Annotated in this window: 23 protein-coding genes; 8 read left to right on the top strand and 15 right to left on the bottom strand. The window is 72.5% G+C overall.

Annotation, left to right across the window (positions count from 1 at the left end):
* Positions 1–19 precede the first annotated feature (19 nt).
* Genes mca through FIV44_RS06490 form a run of 3 tightly spaced genes read left to right on the top strand, consistent with a single transcriptional unit; the run spans position 20 to position 1818 of the window.
* Positions 20–919 (top strand): mycothiol conjugate amidase Mca, encoded by a 900-nt coding sequence (gene mca, locus FIV44_RS06500; RefSeq protein ID WP_141003741.1) that lies wholly within the window; start codon positions 20–22, stop codon positions 917–919.
* A gap of 12 nt (positions 920–931) precedes the next feature.
* Positions 932–1177, top strand: coding sequence for a hypothetical protein (locus tag FIV44_RS06495; protein ID WP_141003740.1), 246 nt, complete (start codon positions 932–934; stop codon positions 1175–1177).
* Positions 1174–1818 carry a LysE family translocator gene (locus tag FIV44_RS06490; protein WP_141003739.1) on the top strand — a complete coding sequence of 215 codons (645 nt, stop codon included), beginning with the start codon at positions 1174–1176 and terminating at the stop codon, positions 1816–1818. The genes FIV44_RS06495 and FIV44_RS06490 overlap by 4 nt, the downstream gene beginning before the upstream one ends.
* Positions 1819–1863: 45 nt before the next feature.
* On the opposite strand, the gene FIV44_RS06485 is transcribed toward FIV44_RS06490, so the two are convergent.
* The 4 genes from FIV44_RS06485 to FIV44_RS06470 all read right to left on the bottom strand — a co-directional run bounded on the left by FIV44_RS06485 (position 1864) and on the right by FIV44_RS06470 (position 5284).
* A complete protein-coding gene (locus FIV44_RS06485) occupies positions 1864–2235 on the bottom strand; it encodes an HNH endonuclease signature motif containing protein (protein ID WP_281285853.1) in 372 nt (123 codons plus the stop codon).
* Between the two features lie 43 nt (positions 2236–2278).
* On the bottom strand, positions 2279–3136 hold the full coding sequence (locus FIV44_RS06480; protein ID WP_141003737.1) for a DUF222 domain-containing protein: 858 nt from the start codon (positions 3134–3136) through the stop codon (positions 2279–2281).
* A gap of 152 nt (positions 3137–3288) precedes the next feature.
* The gene (locus FIV44_RS06475) at positions 3289–4560 is read right to left on the bottom strand and encodes an integrase core domain-containing protein (protein WP_141003736.1); all 1272 of its coding nucleotides are present in this window, start codon (positions 4558–4560) and stop codon (positions 3289–3291) included.
* Positions 4561–4690: 130 nt separating this feature from the next.
* Positions 4691–5284, bottom strand: a complete 594-nt coding sequence (locus FIV44_RS06470; protein ID WP_219996319.1) for a TetR/AcrR family transcriptional regulator — start codon at positions 5282–5284, stop codon at positions 4691–4693.
* A 61-nt stretch (positions 5285–5345) separates the two neighbouring features.
* On the opposite strand from FIV44_RS06470, the gene FIV44_RS06465 reads away from it, so the two are divergent.
* Complete coding sequence (locus tag FIV44_RS06465; RefSeq protein WP_141003735.1) at positions 5346–6596, top strand: oxygenase MpaB family protein; 1251 nt, start codon at positions 5346–5348, stop codon at positions 6594–6596.
* A gap of 93 nt (positions 6597–6689) precedes the next feature.
* Here FIV44_RS06465 and FIV44_RS06460 read toward each other — a convergent pair whose 3' ends face one another.
* The 3 genes from FIV44_RS06460 to FIV44_RS33525 all read right to left on the bottom strand — a co-directional run bounded on the left by FIV44_RS06460 (position 6690) and on the right by FIV44_RS33525 (position 7662).
* Positions 6690–7211, bottom strand: coding sequence for a hypothetical protein (locus FIV44_RS06460; protein ID WP_141003734.1), 522 nt, complete (start codon positions 7209–7211; stop codon positions 6690–6692).
* Entirely contained in the window at positions 7208–7450 is a 243-nt protein-coding gene (locus FIV44_RS06455) for a hypothetical protein (protein WP_141003733.1), read from the bottom strand. Before FIV44_RS06455 ends, FIV44_RS06460 begins: the two co-directional genes overlap by 4 nt.
* 89 nt (positions 7451–7539) lie before the next feature.
* A complete protein-coding gene (locus tag FIV44_RS33525) occupies positions 7540–7662 on the bottom strand; it encodes a dihydrofolate reductase family protein (protein WP_342778884.1) in 123 nt (40 codons plus the stop codon).
* Between the two features lie 9 nt (positions 7663–7671).
* Between FIV44_RS33525 and FIV44_RS33520 the strand changes: the two genes are divergently transcribed.
* Entirely contained in the window at positions 7672–7878 is a 207-nt protein-coding gene (locus tag FIV44_RS33520) for a hypothetical protein (RefSeq protein WP_342778883.1), read from the top strand.
* Between the two features lie 259 nt (positions 7879–8137).
* On the opposite strand, the gene FIV44_RS06445 is transcribed toward FIV44_RS33520, so the two are convergent.
* Entirely contained in the window at positions 8138–8668 is a 531-nt protein-coding gene (locus tag FIV44_RS06445; RefSeq protein WP_181411027.1) for a dihydrofolate reductase family protein, read from the bottom strand.
* 117 nt (positions 8669–8785) lie between these two features.
* Here FIV44_RS06445 and FIV44_RS06440 point away from each other — a divergent pair, with 117 nt between their 5' ends.
* On the top strand, positions 8786–9169 hold the full coding sequence (locus tag FIV44_RS06440; RefSeq protein ID WP_181411026.1) for an MmcQ/YjbR family DNA-binding protein: 384 nt from the start codon (positions 8786–8788) through the stop codon (positions 9167–9169).
* Positions 9170–9178: 9 nt separating this feature from the next.
* On the opposite strand, the gene FIV44_RS06435 is transcribed toward FIV44_RS06440, so the two are convergent.
* Complete coding sequence (locus FIV44_RS06435) at positions 9179–9850, bottom strand: PaaI family thioesterase (protein ID WP_246086845.1); 672 nt, start codon at positions 9848–9850, stop codon at positions 9179–9181.
* A gap of 16 nt (positions 9851–9866) precedes the next feature.
* Here FIV44_RS06435 and FIV44_RS06430 point away from each other — a divergent pair, with 16 nt between their 5' ends.
* Entirely contained in the window at positions 9867–10646 is a 780-nt protein-coding gene (locus tag FIV44_RS06430; protein WP_141003730.1) for an enoyl-CoA hydratase-related protein, read from the top strand.
* On the opposite strand, the gene FIV44_RS06425 is transcribed toward FIV44_RS06430, so the two are convergent.
* On the bottom strand, positions 10643–10843 hold the full coding sequence (locus FIV44_RS06425) for a hypothetical protein (protein ID WP_141003729.1): 201 nt from the start codon (positions 10841–10843) through the stop codon (positions 10643–10645). The genes FIV44_RS06430 and FIV44_RS06425 overlap by 4 nt on opposite strands.
* A 79-nt stretch (positions 10844–10922) precedes the next feature.
* Entirely contained in the window at positions 10923–11069 is a 147-nt protein-coding gene (locus tag FIV44_RS30300) for a hypothetical protein (RefSeq protein WP_181411025.1), read from the bottom strand.
* A gap of 242 nt (positions 11070–11311) precedes the next feature.
* Between FIV44_RS30300 and FIV44_RS06420 the strand changes: the two genes are divergently transcribed.
* Positions 11312–11704 (top strand): DUF6069 family protein, encoded by a 393-nt coding sequence (locus FIV44_RS06420; RefSeq protein WP_141003728.1) that lies wholly within the window; start codon positions 11312–11314, stop codon positions 11702–11704.
* A gap of 132 nt (positions 11705–11836) precedes the next feature.
* Here the strand turns inward: FIV44_RS06420 and FIV44_RS06415 are convergent, their stop codons facing one another.
* The 4 genes from FIV44_RS06415 to FIV44_RS06400 all read right to left on the bottom strand — a co-directional run bounded on the left by FIV44_RS06415 (position 11837) and on the right by FIV44_RS06400 (position 17551).
* A complete protein-coding gene (locus tag FIV44_RS06415; protein ID WP_181411024.1) occupies positions 11837–14524 on the bottom strand; it encodes an ATP-binding protein in 2688 nt (895 codons plus the stop codon).
* Positions 14525–14595: 71 nt separating this feature from the next.
* Positions 14596–15441, bottom strand: a complete 846-nt coding sequence (locus tag FIV44_RS06410; RefSeq protein WP_141003726.1) for an alpha/beta fold hydrolase — start codon at positions 15439–15441, stop codon at positions 14596–14598.
* A gap of 46 nt (positions 15442–15487) precedes the next feature.
* The gene (locus FIV44_RS06405; RefSeq protein ID WP_141003725.1) at positions 15488–16183 is read right to left on the bottom strand and encodes an alpha/beta fold hydrolase; all 696 of its coding nucleotides are present in this window, start codon (positions 16181–16183) and stop codon (positions 15488–15490) included.
* A 183-nt stretch (positions 16184–16366) separates the two neighbouring features.
* Positions 16367–17551 carry a YhgE/Pip domain-containing protein gene (locus FIV44_RS06400; protein ID WP_181411023.1) on the bottom strand — a complete coding sequence of 395 codons (1185 nt, stop codon included), beginning with the start codon at positions 17549–17551 and terminating at the stop codon, positions 16367–16369.
* Positions 17552–17649 lie beyond the last annotated feature (98 nt).

Raw genomic sequence — 17649 nt, 5'->3', positions numbered from 1 at the left:
GCTCCCTACGATGGGGGGCATGCCCACCACGCACGCGCCCGCCACCGACCGCTCCGGGCTGCGGTTGATGCACGTCCACGCCCACCCCGACGACGAGTCGAGCAAGGGCGCCGCGTCGACGGCGATGTACGCCGCCCAGGGCGCCGACGTGCGGGTGGTCACCTGCACCGGCGGCGAGCGCGGGTCGATCCTCAACCCGAAGATGGACCGTCCCGAGATCCTCGCCAATATCACCGAGGTGCGCCGCCAGGAGATGGAGCGGGCGCGCGACATCCTCGGGATCTCCCAGTCCTGGCTGGGCTTCGTCGACTCCGGCTGGCCCGAGGGCGACCCGAAGCCGCCGCTGCCGGAGGGCTGCTTCGCGCTGGTCCCGCTGGAGGAGGCGACCGAGCGACTGGTCCGGCTGATCCGGGAGTTCCGGCCGCACGTCGTGACGACGTACGACGAGCGCGGCGGGTACCCGCACCCCGACCACATCCGCTGTCACGAGGTGAGCGTCGCGGCCTTCGAGGCGGCCGGCGACCCGGAGCGGTTCCCCGGCGCGGGGGAGCCCTGGCAGCCGCTGAAGCTCTACTACCACCACTCGTTCAACCGGCCCCGGATGCAGGCGCTGCACGACGCGATGCTCGAGCACGGCCTGGACTCGCCGTGGGAGGAGCGGCTCAAGGAGTGGAAGCCGGAGCCGGACTGGGACGCGCGGATCACCACGCGGGTGCCGTGCAGCGACTACTTCGGCGTCCGTGACCAGGCGCTGCTGGCGCACGCCACCCAGATCGACCCCGACGGCCACTGGTTCGCCATCCCGCGCGAGATTCAGCAGGACGTGTGGCCCACCGAGGACTACGAGCTGGTGGTGAGCCACGTCCCGTCCCCGACGCCCGAGGACGACCTCTTCGCGGGCGTCACGCCCGGCTCCTGACACACTGGCGCCATGCATGCCGCCGTCGCCACCGTCGTCCACGTCGTCACCGAGTCGCTGGTGCTCGCCAAGGACGAGCCGGTCGACCAGGACACGAACATCGTGGCCGGCTGGACGGCGTTCTGGATCTTCGTGGGGCTGATCGTCGCGGTCGCCGTCATCGGCTGGGCGCTGACCCGGAGCCTGCGCACCGCGGCCCGGGCCAAGGACGCCGGCGTCTACGGCGACGAGCCGGTCGAGCGCGACGACGAGTCGTGATCGGCCTCGACCAGCTCCTCGGCTTCGGGCTCGCGGCGCTGGTGCTCATCGTCATCCCGGGCCCGAGCGTCGTCTTCGTGGTGGGGCGGGCCGTCTCCTACGGCCAGCGGGTCGCCCTGTCCAGCGTCGCCGGCAACACGGCGGGGCTTTTCGTCGTGATGAGCCTGGTGTGCCTCGGCCTGGGGGCGGTGGTGGCCGAGTCGCAGCTGGTCTTCACGGTGATCAAGCTCGCCGGCGCGGCGTTCCTGGTCTGGCTCGGCGTGCAGGCCCTCCGGCACCGCCGCGAGCTGCGCTTCGGCGCTCCCGGGACGCCGTCGCCCGTCGCGGGCTGGCGGGCCTTCCGCCAGGGCTTCGTGGTCGGTGTCAGCAACCCCAAGGGCTTCATGATCTTCGCGGCCATGCTGCCGCCGTTCGTGGACCGCTCGGCCGGCGCGGCCGCCGTCCCCGCCCAGATGTTCGTGCTCGGCGCCGTGGCGGTGCTGATCGGCCTGCTCTGCGACTCGGTGTGGGCGCTGGCCGCCGGCCGGGCGCGCGACTGGTTCGTCGCCTCCGAGCGCCGCGGCAGCGTGCTCGGCGCCGTCGGAGGCACGTCGATGATCGGCCTCGGGGTCGGCATGGCGCTGACCGGCCGCCACTCCTGACGACGGCTGGGCTTCCCGCGCATCGAGCGTCGTCCTGCGACGCCCTCAGGTGCGTCGGTGGAAGCGGATGTCACCGTTGGGCATGCGTTCGTGTGTGTAGGCGTGGTCGTGGATGCGTTGGTGGTGGTGTGCGCACAGGGTGACGGCTCGGTCGAGGTCGGTGGTGCCGCCGCGTGACCAGGGGTCGTGGTGGTGTAGGTGGCACCAGCGGGCGGGGATGGTGCAGCCCTCAGCCCGGCAGGTGTGGTCGCGCAGGCGGATCGCGACCCGTTGGGCGGGTTGGAAGAGTCGTGCGGAGCGGCCGAGGTCGAGCACCCGGCCCCGGCCGTCGAGGACTGCCGGGAGGATCTTGGCCTGGCAGGCCAGACGCCGTGCCTCGGACGCCGACATCGGCTCTTCGCCCTCGGTGGTGAGGATCCCGCGGTGGCGAGGTCGGTGCGGAGTTCGTCGATACCGATGGTCACCACCACGGTGGTGGCGTCCCCGCCGTGGACGGGCAGCGCGTCGGGGTCGATGAGCTCGAGCAGGTCCATGAACGCCCAGGCCCGGCGGCGGTGGAACGGGGTCCGCGCGAGATCAGGATTCCCGTCCACCGTCCCCACCGTCTCTGCATCCTCGGGGTACGTCGGGTGGGGTTGGTGTGGGCGTCGAGGTAGGTCTTGAGCCGTTCGACGGCGCTGGTGGGCAGGACCCCGGACAGGCGTGAGCTGCCGTCGCCGAGGTCGCGGAACTTCAACGACGCCTTGTCGCGGGCGGCTGCCTCTTCGCGCTCCAGACGCTTGGCTTCCTCGGCCTCGGCGAGCTCCGGGGCGAGGACGTCGAGGATCCGCCGTCCCAGACGGCGCAGCTCGGCGGGCGCGAACTCGGCGGCATAGGCCACCAGCCGGGCCTCGGCGTCGTCGAGGATCTCGGGCCCGAGCCGGTCGGGCAGATCCCCGACGGCCGCCGTGATCACGCGTGCCTGCGCTGGGCTCACCGTCCCGGTGCGCATCGCCTCGGCCACGTGCGGTCGCTGCTCGAGCGCGTGGGCGAGGTGGAGGTCGGCTCGGGCGGGCGCGGGGTCGATGTGGGCGGCGTGGGCCAGCCACGCGGCTGTGTCCCGCGCACCGTGAACAACAGCCACATCACCTGCGTCGGCCAGGGTCCGCAGCCGCAGCTCCTCGACCTGCGCCGCCAGTCGCGTGGCCTGGATCAGCAACTGCTCCTTCTCGGTGGTCGACAGGTACAGCGGTTGGGCGTCTGCGACCTCGGCCAGCGCCTCGCGACATGTCTCCACCGCGGCCAGCAACGGCTGCTGAACAAGCGGAGCGAGGGTCATGATGCGGACCTTCCCGAGTGGTCGACGTCCGTCGATCCTATCACAAGAGTCGAACAAATGTTCGAACAGACGGGATGTCCTGTGGAGACGAGTGTGATGTCTCGGGACATCCCTGACAGTTCTGTATCAAGACATCCCTGACAGAAGGTGTCTCAGGACTTCCCTGACACTTCTTCGGGTCCGCGTCCTCCGGGTGGTCGGCCGTTGCCGACGTATCGGACGCCGGCGGGGGCGCGTTGGTGCTCGATGAGGATCTCGCCTTCGAGGTCGGCGACGGTGATGGTGTCGCCCTCGACGATGACCAGGACTTGCTGGAAGCCGTAGCGTCCGTCGACCTTGTAGTTGACTCCGGCCAGCATGAAGGTGCCCGCGGTGCTCAACCTCCTGAGACTGGTGCCGGCCGGCAGGTCCTGCGGTGCTGTCGAGGGCTGAAGTCGCTTGGTGGCGGCCTGGACGAGGAAGGGCTCCTCGGGCTTGGGGCGTGGCGCTTCGGCTTTCTCGGTGGCCTCCCAAGCGGTCTGGGGCGTGATGCGGCCTGGCAGTCCCTGGTGGGGGCGCTCGGTGTTGTAGATCAGGTCGAATGCGTCGACTTGTGCCTGGAGTTCGGCGAGCGTGGCGGCCAGGGGCTGCTTGTCGAGGTAGCGGAACAGGGTCTGGTGGAAGCGCTCGTTCTTGCCCTGAGTGGTGGGCTTGTAGGGCTTGCCGGTGATCGCTTCGACGCCCAAGGACGACACGTGCTCGACAAGCTGGCCCACGAATCCGCGTCGGGAGGGGTTGAGCGCTGTCCCGTTGTCAGACAGCAGCCGTTGTGGGACTCCGTGCGCGGCCACGGCCTTGTCGAAGACCACGATCGCGGCCGCGGATGTCTCGCCCCACGCGACGTGAGAGGCGACGGCGTAGCGCGAGTGGTCGTCGATGAGCTGGAAGATCACGCACTTCCTGCCGCCGGTGAGCACGTATTCGGTGGCGTCCATCTGCCAGCACGCGTTCGGGGCCGGATACACAAACCTGCGCCAGGCCGAACGCGGCTTCTTGCGAGGCTCCTTGCGCGCCACACCTTCCTCGCGGAAGATCCGCGCCAGCGTCGCGACCGACGGGACGGACTCAAAGCCCATCGTGATCATCTTGTCGTGGACGCTGATCGGCCCGTGATCCAAGCCGGAAGACTCCAGCGCTGCCCGCACGCCCAGGGCCTGCTCACGCGCATCGTCGCCGACCTTGTTGGGACTGGTCCGCGGACGCCTCGATCGCGGCTCCAGAGCCGCCGCTGGTCCGTCGGCGGCCGCACGCCGCCTGAGCATGTAGAACGTTTCCCTCGACACCCCGTGTTCGGCACAGAAGGTGGACACCGCTCCGCGGGGAGCGTCATCAGGCCACAGTGCGATAGCGAGTCGGACACGGGGATCAACAGGTTCATTCGACACTGCTCAACAGAGCCAGAAGTGTCAGGACCCAACGCCGCCCAAACGTCAGGAATCTACTGATACAGAACTGTCAGGGATGTCCTGATACATGACACCTGTGGAGACGAGTGGACGCGCCGGAAGCGGCAGCTCAAGCGAGCAGGTAGCCGCCCACCAGCGCGACCATCTCGTCGAGCAGCTGCTCGCGCGACACCACGGACGGCTGGTCGAGCACCCACCGCACCGCGAGGTTCTCGACCGCGTTGACCACGACCCAGGCGGCGATGGCCGGGCTCGGTCGGTGGGTGAGGTCGGGGCGGGCGGCGAGGTACGTCGCCGCGAGCTCGCGGACCCGCCGCTCGAGGGCGGCCCGGCGCTCCTTGCTGCGCTGGATCGGCAGCTCCTCGGCGACCACCCGGAGCAGCTCGCGGTCCGCCTCGAGCGCGGTGAGCAGGGCGTCGGCGGTGTCGCGGACCATCGACGGGCCGAACGCGCCGATCCGGTCGGCCAGGGACGCCGCGACCCGCTCGGCGACCTCCTCCCAGTAGCGGTCGATGACCACCGCGAGGATCGCGGCCTTGTCGGGGAAGTACTGGTAGAGCGAGCCGGGGCTCACCCCCGCGACGGTCGCGACCCGGTTGGTGCTGAAGGCGTCGTACCCGCGCTCGACGAGGACGGTCCGACCGGCGGCGACGATCCGCTCCACCATCTCCCGGGACCGGGCCTGCTGCGGAGCCTTGCGCACGAGGGGAGGGTACGGCATTCGCGAGTTGAATGCGAGTAATGACTCGCGTCACGATGGGGGCATGACGACGGACGTGACATCACCGGCCCACCCCGCCCGCTTCCGCGCCGGGGGCGAGCGCAACCGGCGTCTCGGGCGCCCGCTCAAGGTGGTCGGCCGGGTCCGCGGCGTCGACGAGGCGCTGCTGGACCGGATCGGGCGCGCGATGTTCGAGCGCGACGAGCTCGGCGCGCGCCTCGCGGACGCGATCCGGTTGCGAGGGGACGCCGAGGGGCGGGTCCGGATGGAGGACTTCCGTCGCGCGCTCGGGGACGGCCTCGCCGCCGTACCGGACGCCCCGCCGGCGCTCGCCGACTTCTTCGCGACGCTCGAGACGGACCCCGAGTGGCTCGACCGCGACCTGGTCGAGGAGGGCGCCCGGGTCTTCCGCCGGCTCGGGCAGAACGCGCAGGACGTGCTGCTCCAGCTCTCCCTCGTCGGCGGCTACCGGTTCGGCGGGCCCACCGACCTGCTCGTCGCCACCGGCGGCCTGACCGGCGACCAGACCCTGCGCCGCCTCGCCGAGACCCAGAAGTGGGGCGCCAGCCTCACCGACCCCGGCTCGCTGCTGCCGCCGCGCGACGGCCGGGCGCCCGGCGAGGGCTGGCGGCTCACCGTGCACGTGCGCCTGATGCACGCGCTGGTCAACGGCACCTTCGAGGACCGCTGGGACACGGCGCAGTGGGGCCTGCCGATCAACCAGGCCGACCAGGCCTCCACCCTGGGACTCTTCGACGGCGTGCTCATCATCGGGTCCCGCGCCCTCGGCGTACCCGTCTCCCGGTCCGAGTCGCGCGCCCTCATGCACCTGTGGAAGTACGTCGGCTGGCTGATGGGCGTGCACCCCGACTTCCTCGTCGACGACGAGTGGGAGCGGCACCGCATCGACTACCACGTCCTGCTCGCCCAGGGCCCGCTCACCGAGGCGGGGCCGCAGCTGGCGCAGGCTGTCGTCGAGGCGCAGGCGCTGCGGCGCTATCCCGGCTGGCCGGCGCCGCTGCAGCCGCTGCGGGCGCGCTACGAGCGCGAGCGGCTGCTCTCCATGCTCACCGTCTTCCTCGGGCCCGAGAGCATGCGCGAGTTCGGCCTCCCGATCCGCCCGCCCTGGGCGCATGCCTATCTGGTGCCGCTCAACACACTGCGCTACCGCGTGCTCCGCCACCTGCCCGGTGGCCGCGACCGGCTCGGCCGCTGGGGCGCGCGGCGGGCGCAGTGGCTGCTCGACAGCTACTTCCAGGGCGAGACGGAGGACGTGGGCGAGCTCAGGACGTGACCGGCGCAGGTCGCGACACCGACGATCGCCGGCGGGACGGTCCCGGCCGCCACCACGACCACACCGCCGCCTCCACGGCCGAGAAGGTCGAGGTCACTGTTCGCCGGTGGGCGCCGCCTCGGCCGGCTCGCCGGTGTCGCGGACGAGGTAGACCCACGGGAAGGCCCGGCAGCCGACCTGCCAGCCGTCGCGCTCGTAGCGGGCCAGGCTGCCGGTCCACACGACCCGCTTGTGCTCCCACTGTGTGGGGGTGCGCACGACCCGGTGGCGCAGCAGGCCGGCACCGGTCGTGCGCCAGCCGAGGCGGCCGGCGAGCTCGAGCTCGGCCATCTCGTCGAAGGCGGTCACCGGTCCGAGCCAGCGCTCCTCCGGATCGTCGGCGGCGGGGGCGGCCTCGCGGCCGAACCGCTGCTGGGCGGCCTGCCGGGTCAGGCCGAGGGTGCCGCCGATGGCCGACCAGCTGTGCCCGCCGGCGCGGGCGGCGTTGACCGCCTGCTGGAGGAGGTCGGCGGTGACCAGGTCGGCGTCCGCCGTACGACGGACCAGGGCGAGCCGGTCGCTCGCGTCGGTGCCGGCGAGGATCGCGCGGCCGATGGTGTCGGCGAGATCGCTCACGGCCGGTCCTCGTCGCGGCTGGGCAGCCACATGCCGTCGCCGTCGCCGTCACTGTCGCGCCGGCGCCGCGCGTGGGCGGACAGCACGGCCACGCCGACCAGGATCATCGCGATGCCCGCGCCCTGGCACAGGCCGCGGACCAGGCCGTCCAGGGCGAGGGCGGTGGTGGTCAGGCCGATGCCGACGACGACGAGCGCGAGGGCGGAGGCCGGGACGGGGCTGGGCGACGTGGCGGGCATGTGTCAACGATGCGTTGACGCACTCCGGATTGTCAACCTGGAGTTGACGCTCCGCGATCGGCATCCCGTTGCGACCCGCTGCCGGAACGTCACCGGCGGATCCGGTAGCGCAGATGGGTGGCGCCGCGACCCTCGAGCCGTCGTACCAGCTCCCACTCGACATCGCCGGGGTCGCGCGCGTCGAACAGGCGCCGGCCGGCGCCCAGCAGCACGGGGACGAGATGGATCTCCAGCTCGTCGAGCTGGCCGGCCTCGAGCAGAGCCCGCGCAGCGCCGGCCCGTGGACCATCACCGGCCGGCCGCGCGCGCCGGCCCGGGCGAGCCGGGCGCACGTGGCGGCGTCGGTGTGGAATGTCGTCCCGGCGGGCGGCGGCTCGCCGTCCGCGGGGCGCCGGGTCAGCACGTGGATGGGCACCCCGTCGTGGTGATCGCCGTTCCATCGGCCGGCCAGCTCGAAGGTCCGCCGCCCGGAGATGACCGCCCCGGTGCCGACCGCCTCGCCGTACACCTGCCCGTTGACGCCGGGGGCGAGTCTGTCGTCGAGCCAGTCGAACAGCCGGCCGCCGCCCCGGCCGAGCTCCTGGCCGGGCCGGTCGTCGGGGCCGGCGATGAATCCGTCGAGGGACATGGACATGTAGAGCCGGACGGGCGACGTCGCGCGCGTCGCGCCACCGGTGGACGAGGCGGTCATCGGCGCCGGACCTCGTAGCGGAGGTGGAGCACTCCGGGGGCCTCGAGGGCACGCACCAGGTCGAGCTCGATGTGGTCCGGCGGCAGCTGGTCGAACAGGAGCCGGCCCCGGCCCAGCAGGACCGGCCGGAGCTGGATCTCGATCACGTCGAGGACGCCGGCCCTGAGCGCCGCCTGCGCGGTGGCGGCGCCGTGGAGCAGGACATCCCGGTCCCCGGCCGCCTCCTTGGCCCGTGCGACGCAGGCCTCGATCCCGTCGGTCACGTAGTGGACCAGCCGGAGCGGGCTGTCGGCCGGCGCTCGATGCGTGGGAACGAAGATCGGCACGCCGTCGTGATCGTCCCCGTCCCCGTCCCCGTCCCCGTCCCCGTCTCTGTAGCCGGCGACGTCGCCGGTCGGCCTGCCGGTGACGACCGCGCCGGTCGCCTTCCCCTCGTCGAACACGATCCGGCTGGTGGCGGCGTCGTCCTGGGGGTCGGTGACGAATCCGTCCAGGGACATGGCCGTGGAGAGGGTCACGCGAGACATCTCAACTCCCTGCTGGTCGGTACCGGATGGAGACCTGCCCGACCGCGCGATCTCATCGGCCCTCGGCGACATGGGTGCGCGGCGGCCGGTGTCGGTGACCTGTGGCAGATTCCTGCTGTGGCCCGACCGACCCGCCCCGACGTGCCCGGCCGCTACCTCGCCCGGCTGCGCGCGCTCCTCGCGCGCCTGCCGGACTGCCGCGAGGAGGACGCGTGGACGGGCGTGCGCTGGCGTGTGAGCGGTACGACGGCGACGGTCGCCCACGTCTTCGGCGGCGAGGACCAGCTGTTCCGGATCATCTTCCGCGCGGAGCCGGAGGAGGTGATGGCCTTCCAGCACCTCGGGGTGCCGTACTTCAAGGCGGAGTGGGGCGGCAATGTCGTCGGCATGCTGCTCGACGACGACACCGACTGGGAGGAGCTCGGCGAGCTGCTCACCGACTCCTTCTGCCTGCAGGCGCCGCAGCGGCTGGTCGACCTCGTCGACCGCCCCGGCGCCTGAGGACGGGAGTCAGCCCTCCGCCGAGCGTGACCAGCCCTGCTCGGTCTCGTCGACCGACGCCCATCGGGGGATGAGGAACAGCCCGGTCGCCTCGACCGCGGTGTCCTCGCCGGGGACGCCGATCCGCGCCTCCACGGTGATCTTGCGGCCCTCCTCGCCGGCGATCCGGGCGTCCATCCGGACCGGCCCGAGCGGCAGCGGCCGCCGGTAGCGCAGGGTGAGCGTCCCGGTCATCGTGAGCCGCTTGAAGCCGCTCGCCGTCTCGCCCATGATCTGGTCGAGCATCAGCGCGGACACGCCGCCGTGGACCATCCCCGGCGGTCCCTCGTACGCCGCGCCGAGCGTCATCTCGGCGTACGCGCTCCCGAACGCGTCGTGGACGATCTCGACTGGGGGCGCGACCGCGTTGCCGAGGCCCACGACGGCGTTGCCCCAGTTCCAGCTGCGGCCCTCGGAGTTGTAGTGGACGCCCGCCGGGCCGGGCAGCTGCTGCCGGCGCAGGCGGGCGGCGAGCGCCGCGACCTCCGCCCGGACGGCCGCGAGCTCGTCGTCGGGCACGGTGCTGCGGATGGTCGCGTCGACGAGGTCGCGCACGGAGTCGGCGAGGCCGGAGAGGACCTTCTCGCGACGGTCGACCTCGTCGGTCGGGGTCTCGTCGTGGATGAACATCTCCATGGTCATCCCTAGAGTCTCCCGCATGACCGACAGCGCCCCGGAGGCGGCCGGGCCGGCCGTGCAGACCATCCGCGTCGACCGCACCCTCGTCATCGGCCTGGACCGCCCCGCCAAGCGCAACGCGATCAACGGCGCGGTCACCCGCGGCCTGGACGCGGCGCTCAACCTGCTCGAGGACGACGACGAGCTGTGGTGCGGCGTCCTCACCGGTGGCCCGGACGTGTTCTCGGCCGGCGCCGACCTCGCCGAGGGGCCGGGCGAGCCGACCGAGCGCGGCGGCATCGCCGGCATCATGTCGCGCATCCGGCCCAAGCCGCTGGTCGCGGCCGTCGAGGGCTACGCGCTCGGGGGCGGCCTGGAGCTGGTGCTGTGCTGCGACCTCGTCGTCGCCTCGCGGACCGCGACCTTCGGCTTCCCCGAGGTGAAGCGCGGCCTGATGCCGGACTTCGGCGGCGTCTTCCGCGCGCCCCGGGTGCTGCCCGCCAATGTCGCCCGCGAGCTGCTGCTGACCGGCGAGCCGATCGGCGCCGAGCGCGCCGAGCGGCTGGGGTTCGTCAACCGCCTCGTCGAGCCGGGTACGACGCTCGACGTCGCCCTCGGCCTCGCTGCCACGATCAGCGGCAACGCCCCGCTCGCCGTCCGCGCGGCGCTCGCGCTGGCGCACGACGAGATCAACGGCGACGAGACCGCCAGCTGGGCCGCGAGCCATGCCGCCCACGAGCGGCTGCTCGCCTCGGCCGACGTCGCCGAGGGGATCACGGCGTTCTTCGAGCGGCGCGAGCCGCGCTGGACGGGCCGCTAGCCTCGCAACGCGCCCCGCAGCCAGCCGCCCAGCTCGCGGACGACCTCGGTCGCCTCCCGGACCAGGCCGGCGTACAGGTGCGTGACGTGCCAGTGCCCCTTGAGCCGCCGGTGGGTGACGGCCACGCCGACCGCCCGCGCCGCCGCCACGAACCGCTCCACGTCGTCGACGAACAGCTCGCCGCTCGCGGCGTGCACGAACAGCGGGCCGGGTCAGCAGCGGGTCGTCGACCCGCTCGGGCGGCGTCGGTGAGGTGCGCGGCGCACGCCCGGTGCGTCACCGGCGAGCCCACCACGTACGCGCCGCCGTGCAGGTGGAGCAGCGCGGTCCGGGTCGCTGGCGGGCGGGGGAGAGCCGGGTGCCGAGCACCGGCCGGACGACGCGACGGGCGAGCAGCCGGGCGGCGCCGAGCGGGACCTGCATGGTCCCGCATCCAACCAGAGCCCGCGGGTGCGAGCTGCCGCCCCGCGACCGGCGCGGCCGATGAGAATTCCTCCTGCGGCCTGTCGAATCGGTATCCACCCGTTCGTGGAGAAGGCATGAGCAGGTCGCATCGGGCGGCCCGCCGACGAAACGGAGTCCGACGTGACCACCACGCAGCACACCGCCACGCAGCACACCACCACGCAGCCCCCCACCACGCAGCCCCCACCACCGCCTCCGCCGTGTCCGCCGAGCGGCAGCCCGTCTGGAAGCACGGCATCGCCGCGGCCGTCGCCGCCGCGGCCGCCACGACCGTCCTGGCGGCGATCGCCTCCGCGGCCGGCGTCTCCTTCGCCGACAGCACCGGCGGCAGCATCCCCCTCCTCGGGTTCACCCAGCTGACGCTGATCTTCTCCCTCGTCGGCGTCGGCATCGCGGCCGTCATGGCCCGCAAGGCGCGCCGTCCGCGTCGTACCTTCGTGCGGACGACCGTCACGCTGACCGTGCTGTCCTTGGTCCCGGACGTCGCCTTCGACTTCGACGCCGCCTCCGCGGTCAGCCTGATGACGCTGCACGTCGTGGCCGCGGCGATCGTCGTCCCGGTCCTGGCCGGGCGGCTCGCGCACACCCGCTGAGCAGGCCCCGTCGGGGAACACCCTGCCGAGAGCCCAGCCCTCGCCGACGTGGACGATCACGTCGGTGAGGGCTGGTCGTTCTGCCCCTGGCATCAGGCGATGCGCCCAGCTCACCTGCTCGGGAGTCCGTTCTCACGCACGCGGAGCGCGGGACAGATCCGCGAGCGCGTCGCGGAGCGCTGCGCGCGAGGTGATGCCCAGCTTCGGGAACAGCTGATAGAGATGGGTGCCGACGGTGCGTGGCGACAGGTAGAGGCGCTCGCCGATCTGCCTGTTGCTGAGTCCCTCGGCTGCGAGCAGTGCGATCTCCAGCTGTTGGGGTGTGAGCGCGTCGGTCGCGGCAGCGGCCGTCGCGGCCACCCGTTCGCCGCTGGCGCGCAGCTCGACGGTCGCGCGTTCGGACCACGGCCGAGCCCCGAGGCGATCGAAGGTGGCCAACGCGGACCTGAGCTGGTGCCGCGACTCGGCGATCGCCTTGGACCTGCGCAGTCGCTCGCCGAAGGCCAGCTGGACCCTTGCCTGGTGGAACGGCCAGCGGCCGGCGTCCGGCAGCTGGAGGGCCGTCTCGAACGCGTCGTGGAAGTCGTCGTCCGCCGCCACCAGGGCGGAGGCCGCTGCGACGGCGAACGCGAGGCGGTCCGACAGTCGGACCACGTCGGCCGAGACGAGGTGCCGGACGTGGGAGACGGCCTCGTCCCGGCGGCCCGAGCGGATGGCCGCCTCGACGAGGTCGAGGAAGACCCACAGTGCGTGGGGCGCGTGGGCTGGGACGGTCTCGGTCGTGCAGGTCTCGAGTGCCCTCAGGTACGCCGCGTCGTGGTCGCCCCGGCCCAGGTCGGCGACGGCGTCGGCGTGGGCCGCCAACTGGAGGACGTAGCCGAGCCGGCTCGGCGCAGCCCACTCGACCAGGTCCGACGTCAGGGAGCGACTCCGTTCGTGATCGCCGCGTCCGGCGGCGACCATCGCGTCGGCGTACTGGAGGATGCCGCCGAGGAGCCGGTAGCCGTGGCGGTCGGCGAGTGCCCTCCCGTCGTCCGCGATCGCCCGGACGCCGTCCCAGTCGCCGCCGAGCACCGCGTCGCAGGCGAGCAATGTCATGGCCTCGATCGCCGACGTCACCGCGCCACCGGCTCGACCGTGTTGCACGACCTGCTGCAGCGCGTCCCGGCATCCTGCCGTGCGGTCGACGTAGACCGCGGCGATGCCGATCCGGGCGACGCGGGCCGGGTCGGGGTCGTCGCCGATGTGGGCGATGGCGTGGTCGAGCCGTTCGAGGAGGGGCGCCGCGAGCCGGACGGGCTCCACGAAGGTGGCGCCCAGGAGGGTCAGGAGCTCGGGTGGGGCGGGGGAGAGCTTGGCGAGGGCGTCGTGGAACGGCTCGGCGAGCCCGGGCCGTGACCCGAAGAACGCGGCGGAGCCGAGCACGTAGAGCGCCTCGGTCAGGGCTGGATCCGCAGCATCGGTGGGATCGGCGACCGTGCTCAGCGCATCGACGAGGAGTCGGTGCGCGGTGTCGATGTCGCCGCCGGTCTGGAGCAGGTAGGCCGCCCGGGGAACGACCGCCTCGAGGGTGCCCGCGTCGGTGGGTGCGACGGGTTGGAGGTCGCCGGTCACGTCGATGCCCAGGAACGCCGCGAGCCGAGTTCGGCGGCCGTGCTCGTCGGCGGTGGTGCTCAGGGCGGCCGATCGCAGCAGGAGCCGGACCGCTCCCACCGGGTCTCCGCGGTCGCGAGTGCGCCGGGCCGCACTCTCCAGCAGCGCGGCGACGTCCTCGTCCGGGCCACTGGCGGCCTCCGCGAGGTGCCAGGCGCGCTGCTCGGACTCCTCCGGCCACCGTGCGGCGAGGGCCAGGTGCGCCATCCGTCGTTGGGCGTGGACGGATGCCTCGACGACCGCGGAGCGAACCAGCGGGTGCCTGAACCTGACGCCGGTCACCGGGTCGACATGCACCAGGCCCGCCCGCTCGGCTGCGTCGAGGTCGGTGGGGCCGGGTGGGAACTCGCCGGACAGTGCGGCCAGGAGCAACCGCTCCCGGGCAGCGTCGGGCAGGGTGCCGAGTCGTCGGGTGAAGTGGCCGCGAAGGCGTCGGCCCACGGGCGTCGGCCGCTGTGTCCCGGGATCGGCCAGGCCGCGAGGCAGCTCCAGGACCGCCAGCGGGTTCCCTTCCGCCGCGGCGAGGAGCCGGGCGCGGTCGCGCGCGGCCAGGTCGGGAAAGGCGTCGGTGAGCAGCTCTGCGGCCGAGTCGTCGTCGAGGCGCTGCACCGTCACCTCTTCGAAGCCGCTCGACTCGACGGGGCTCGCCTCGCCGGTACGGACCCCGCCCAGCAGACCGACCTGGGAGCCGGCGAGACGTCGTCCGACGCCACCGAGGACGATGGCGCTGGCGAGGTCGAGCCACTGCATGTCGTCGACGACGAGGAGGAGCGGTGTCGTGGCAGAGGCAGCACGGAGAAGCGCGGTCACGGCGTTCGCCAGGGTGAGCCGGTCGGGGGTGGGCCCCTCCTCGAGGCTGAGTGCGACCCCGAGGGCTCGCGCCTGGGTCGGAGGGAGCTGCGGGAGCTGATCGACCAGCGGAGACAGCAGCTGGTGCAGGCCGGCGAAGCTGACGTCCGCCTCGAACTCGACGCCTGCGCCTCGGACCACCCGCACGCCGCTCTCGACGGCGTACGCAGCCGCCTGGCCGAGCAGGGCCGTCTTGCCGACGCCGGCCTCGCCGGCGACCAGGAGCGCGCCACCGTCGGCGGCCGCCTCGCCGATGAACTCTCGGAGCCGGTCGAGCTCTGGTGCCCTGCCCACGAGGTGGGCGGTCGCGTGCTCCACGACAGGGGACTCTAGCGACGTCGACTCCCCCGGCTCCATGGGCCGGGGGAGTCGATCTTGCGGTGCTTCGCTCATCGAACCGAGCTGATCGCCTGCTTGATCAGGGCGAGGGTGGCGTCCGGGTGGGACTGCATGGCCACGTGGGACGACCTCACCTTGACGATCCTCGCGCCCGCCCGCTTGGCCATGAACTCCTGGGCCGCCGGAGGGATGGTCTTGTCGTTGGTCGCCAGGAGGTACCAGGACGGAGTGGTCTTCCACGCCGGCTCTGCGGACGGCTCGGTGAACGCCGCCAGTGAGAACGGACGCTGGCTGGCCTGCATCACCGTGGTGGTGCGCTGGGGCAGGTCGCCCGCGAAGGCCTCGCGGAAGATGCTCGACTTCAGGTACAGGTCGACTCCTTGGTCACCATTGGGCAGCGAGTACGGGCGGGCGTCCAGCGCGTCCTCGGTGGCCAGGCTGCCGGGGAACTGCTGGGCGAGCTGCGCGACGGGCTCGCCGGCGGCCGGGACGAACGCGGCAATGTACACCAGCGCCTTGACGTTGGACAGACCCGTGGCGGCGTTGCTGATGACCGCGCCACCGTAGGAGTGTCCGACGAGCACGACCGGCCCCGGAATGGTCTCCAGGATGCCGCGCAGGTACGTCGCGTCGGAGGAGAGGCCCCTCAGCGGGTTGGCCGGCGCGATGACCGGGTAGCCCGCGCTGGTGAGCCTCTCGACCTCGCGCTGCCACCCGGAGGCGTCGGCCCAGGCGCCGTGGACGAGGACGACGGTGGGCTTGGCGCCCTTGCCCACCTTCGCGTCGTTGTGCCCGGGCACGGAGGCGCTGGTGCTCGCGGTGGCGAGCAGCACGCCCCCGACGAGGGCCACGAGCAACGCCAGGACGACGTAGCTGCGGTGGAGAGTGATCTTCATGGGAATGGTTCCTTTCGTTCGTGATGTGGTTGGTGGTGGCCGGCGGCTAGGCGCTGACCGTCGTGACGGCGCGCCGGATGAGGTCGGCGACCGCTTCGGGCCGGGAGACGTAGACCGCGTGGCTGGCGGCGACCGTCTCGACGACGGCCCCGGCCCGGGCCGCCATGCCCTGCTGCGCGGCGGGCGGGATCATCCGGTCGTCGGTGGCGACGACGTACCAGCTCGGCTTCGAGCGCCAGGCCGGCTCGGTGACGGGCGTGCCGACGGCGGCGCCACCCCAGGCCGCCTGCGAGTCGGCCAGGAACCGAGCCTGGTCGGCGGGCAGGTCGGCCGCGAAGCCCTCGTGGAAGCGGTCGCGGTCGATGACCAGCGACCCGTCCTTGCGGGGGACGATCGGCGGGACCGGTGCGTTCGGGTCCGGCTCGGCGATCAGCGTCGCGACGGACTCGCCGGCGTCGGGCGCGAACGCCGCGACGTAGACCAGGCCCGCCACCTGCGGGTGGGTGCCCGCCTCGGTGATCACGACGCCTCCGTAGGAGTGACCCACCAGCAGCACGGGGCCGTCGTGGGCCTCGATGACCTGCTGGACCTCGGCCACGTCGCCGGTCAGCGACTGGGTCGAGTGCTGGGTGACCGCGACGTCGAGGCCCTCGCGGGTCAGGATGTCGTGGACCGGCTGCCAGCCGGATCCGTCGACGAACGCTCCGTGGACGAGGACCACGGTCGGGGTGGTTGTACTCATTGGTGTTCTCCTTCGTGTTCGGTGCCGGGGGTCCCCGACACGTCCAGATTCGTGCCGCGGTAGGTCCGCGGGCTTGAGCAGAGGGACTGGCCTTGCGCGCCCCGGCATACGTCGATCGACGTGCGCGGTGGCTGCGTCCTCACGGGTGGCGGCTGAAGGCGCGGACCCGGCCGTACAGCGTCGTCACCACGAGTCCCAGGAGGAGCCCGAGCGCTCCGCCCGCAGCCACGCTGATCCACGCGCTGCCGAGGCCGGCGTCGAGATTCCCGTCGAAGTAGAAGAGGGATCGGGTGCCGTCGACGACGTGCCGGTAGGGCGAGATGTCGGAGAACCAGCGGAAGAACGCCGGCGTCGCGGTGATCGGCACGGTGCCCCGGACGAGACCATGGCCAGGGCGACGAAGAACAGGGTGTTCACCAGTGAGCCGATCCCGGATCCGAAGACGGAGAAGACGGCGAGTGCGCTGGTGCCGATCGCGGCGATGACCGCAGCGGAGTAGAGCCAGAGCGTGACCGGGTCGCCGACGGAGACGCCGAACAGGGCCGCCACGAGCTGGATCGCGAGTGCGGCCAGCGGTGCGGCGGTCACGAGGATCGCCACCTTGGCGAGGAAGGTGGCTCGGCGTGACAGCGCCGTGTACGGCTGGCGTGCCACGAGCGGGCCGAGCTCGCTGGGGATGAAGCCGAGAGAGGAGTCGACGAGCGGACCGACGAGGGATGCGCCGATGAAGCCGATGAGGACGAGCACCAGCGAGAAGTAGAACGCACTCATGCCCATGCCGGTGTTGTCCGGAAGCGGCTCATAGGCGCTGGAGACGATGTCGAACGGCTGGGACAGCAGTGCGACATTCGCGGCGGGCGGCGCCGTACCCGCCGGGCTCGTGAGCAGTCGTTCGCCGAGGCGGTCGGCTACTCCTTGCAGGAGCGGAGTCAGGTTGCCGACCAGCAAGCCGGTGCTGAGCCCGCCGTCGCCGGCGTTGGTGAGAATCTCCACCTCGGGCACGGCGACGCTGGCCGCCCCGGGCAGCAGGCTGGCGATCGACGCATCGAAGTCCGCGGGAATCACCACTGCGCCCGCGACGCGGTCCTCCTGCATCGCCGTGGCCAGCTCGTCGCGGGTCATGCGGGTGACGGCGAGGGTCTCGCCCGCCCCCGCCTCGATCGCCGCGGCGACGGTCTCGGCCACCTCCGGACCTGGACCATCGGTCTGCTGCTCGACGACGAGGCCGACCGGCATGTCGGCCAGGTGTCCTTGCGGGTCGACCGTGCCGGCGAGGTAGATCGACGGCAGGATCGCCGCCAGGCCGACGACGATGAGGATCGGCATCAGCCACGTGCGCCGGGAGCCGAGCGTGTGTCGGGTGTCCATGGTGTGCTCCAGTGGTGTGGGGAACAAGCTCTTGTCCACCACACTCGGGCCGGGCCGTGGCACGGGGCTTGAGCCATCTGCCCGGACCGGCCCGACCG

The sequence above is a fragment of the Nocardioides humi genome (assembly GCF_006494775.1).
Classification (GTDB): Bacteria; Actinomycetota; Actinomycetes; order Propionibacteriales; family Nocardioidaceae; genus Nocardioides; species Nocardioides humi.
Note: the sequence above shows the minus strand (reverse complement) of the source record. Positions and strands in the feature narration are given on the sequence as shown.

Coding starts and splice junctions, on each gene's coding strand:
- mca (WP_141003741.1), top strand. CDS start 20: ATGCCCACCACGCACGCGCCCGCCACCGACCGCTCCGGGCTGCGGTTG.
- FIV44_RS06495 (WP_141003740.1), top strand. CDS start 932: ATGCATGCCGCCGTCGCCACCGTCGTCCACGTCGTCACCGAGTCGCTG.
- FIV44_RS06480 (WP_141003737.1), bottom strand. CDS start 3,136: ATGACCCTCGCTCCGCTTGTTCAGCAGCCGTTGCTGGCCGCGGTGGAG.
- FIV44_RS06465 (WP_141003735.1), top strand. CDS start 5,346: ATGACGACGGACGTGACATCACCGGCCCACCCCGCCCGCTTCCGCGCC.
- FIV44_RS06455 (WP_141003733.1), bottom strand. CDS start 7,450: ATGCCCGCCACGTCGCCCAGCCCCGTCCCGGCCTCCGCCCTCGCGCTC.
- FIV44_RS33520 (WP_342778883.1), top strand. CDS start 7,672: ATGGATCTCCAGCTCGTCGAGCTGGCCGGCCTCGAGCAGAGCCCGCGC.
- FIV44_RS06445 (WP_181411027.1), bottom strand. CDS start 8,668: ATGTCTCGCGTGACCCTCTCCACGGCCATGTCCCTGGACGGATTCGTC.
- FIV44_RS06435 (WP_246086845.1), bottom strand. CDS start 9,850: ATGACCATGGAGATGTTCATCCACGACGAGACCCCGACCGACGAGGTC.
- FIV44_RS06430 (WP_141003730.1), top strand. CDS start 9,867: ATGACCGACAGCGCCCCGGAGGCGGCCGGGCCGGCCGTGCAGACCATC.
- FIV44_RS30300 (WP_181411025.1), bottom strand. CDS start 11,069: ATGCAGGTCCCGCTCGGCGCCGCCCGGCTGCTCGCCCGTCGCGTCGTC.
- FIV44_RS06410 (WP_141003726.1), bottom strand. CDS start 15,441: ATGAAGATCACTCTCCACCGCAGCTACGTCGTCCTGGCGTTGCTCGTG.
- FIV44_RS06405 (WP_141003725.1), bottom strand. CDS start 16,183: ATGAGTACAACCACCCCGACCGTGGTCCTCGTCCACGGAGCGTTCGTC.
- FIV44_RS06400 (WP_181411023.1), bottom strand. CDS start 17,551: ATGGACACCCGACACACGCTCGGCTCCCGGCGCACGTGGCTGATGCCG.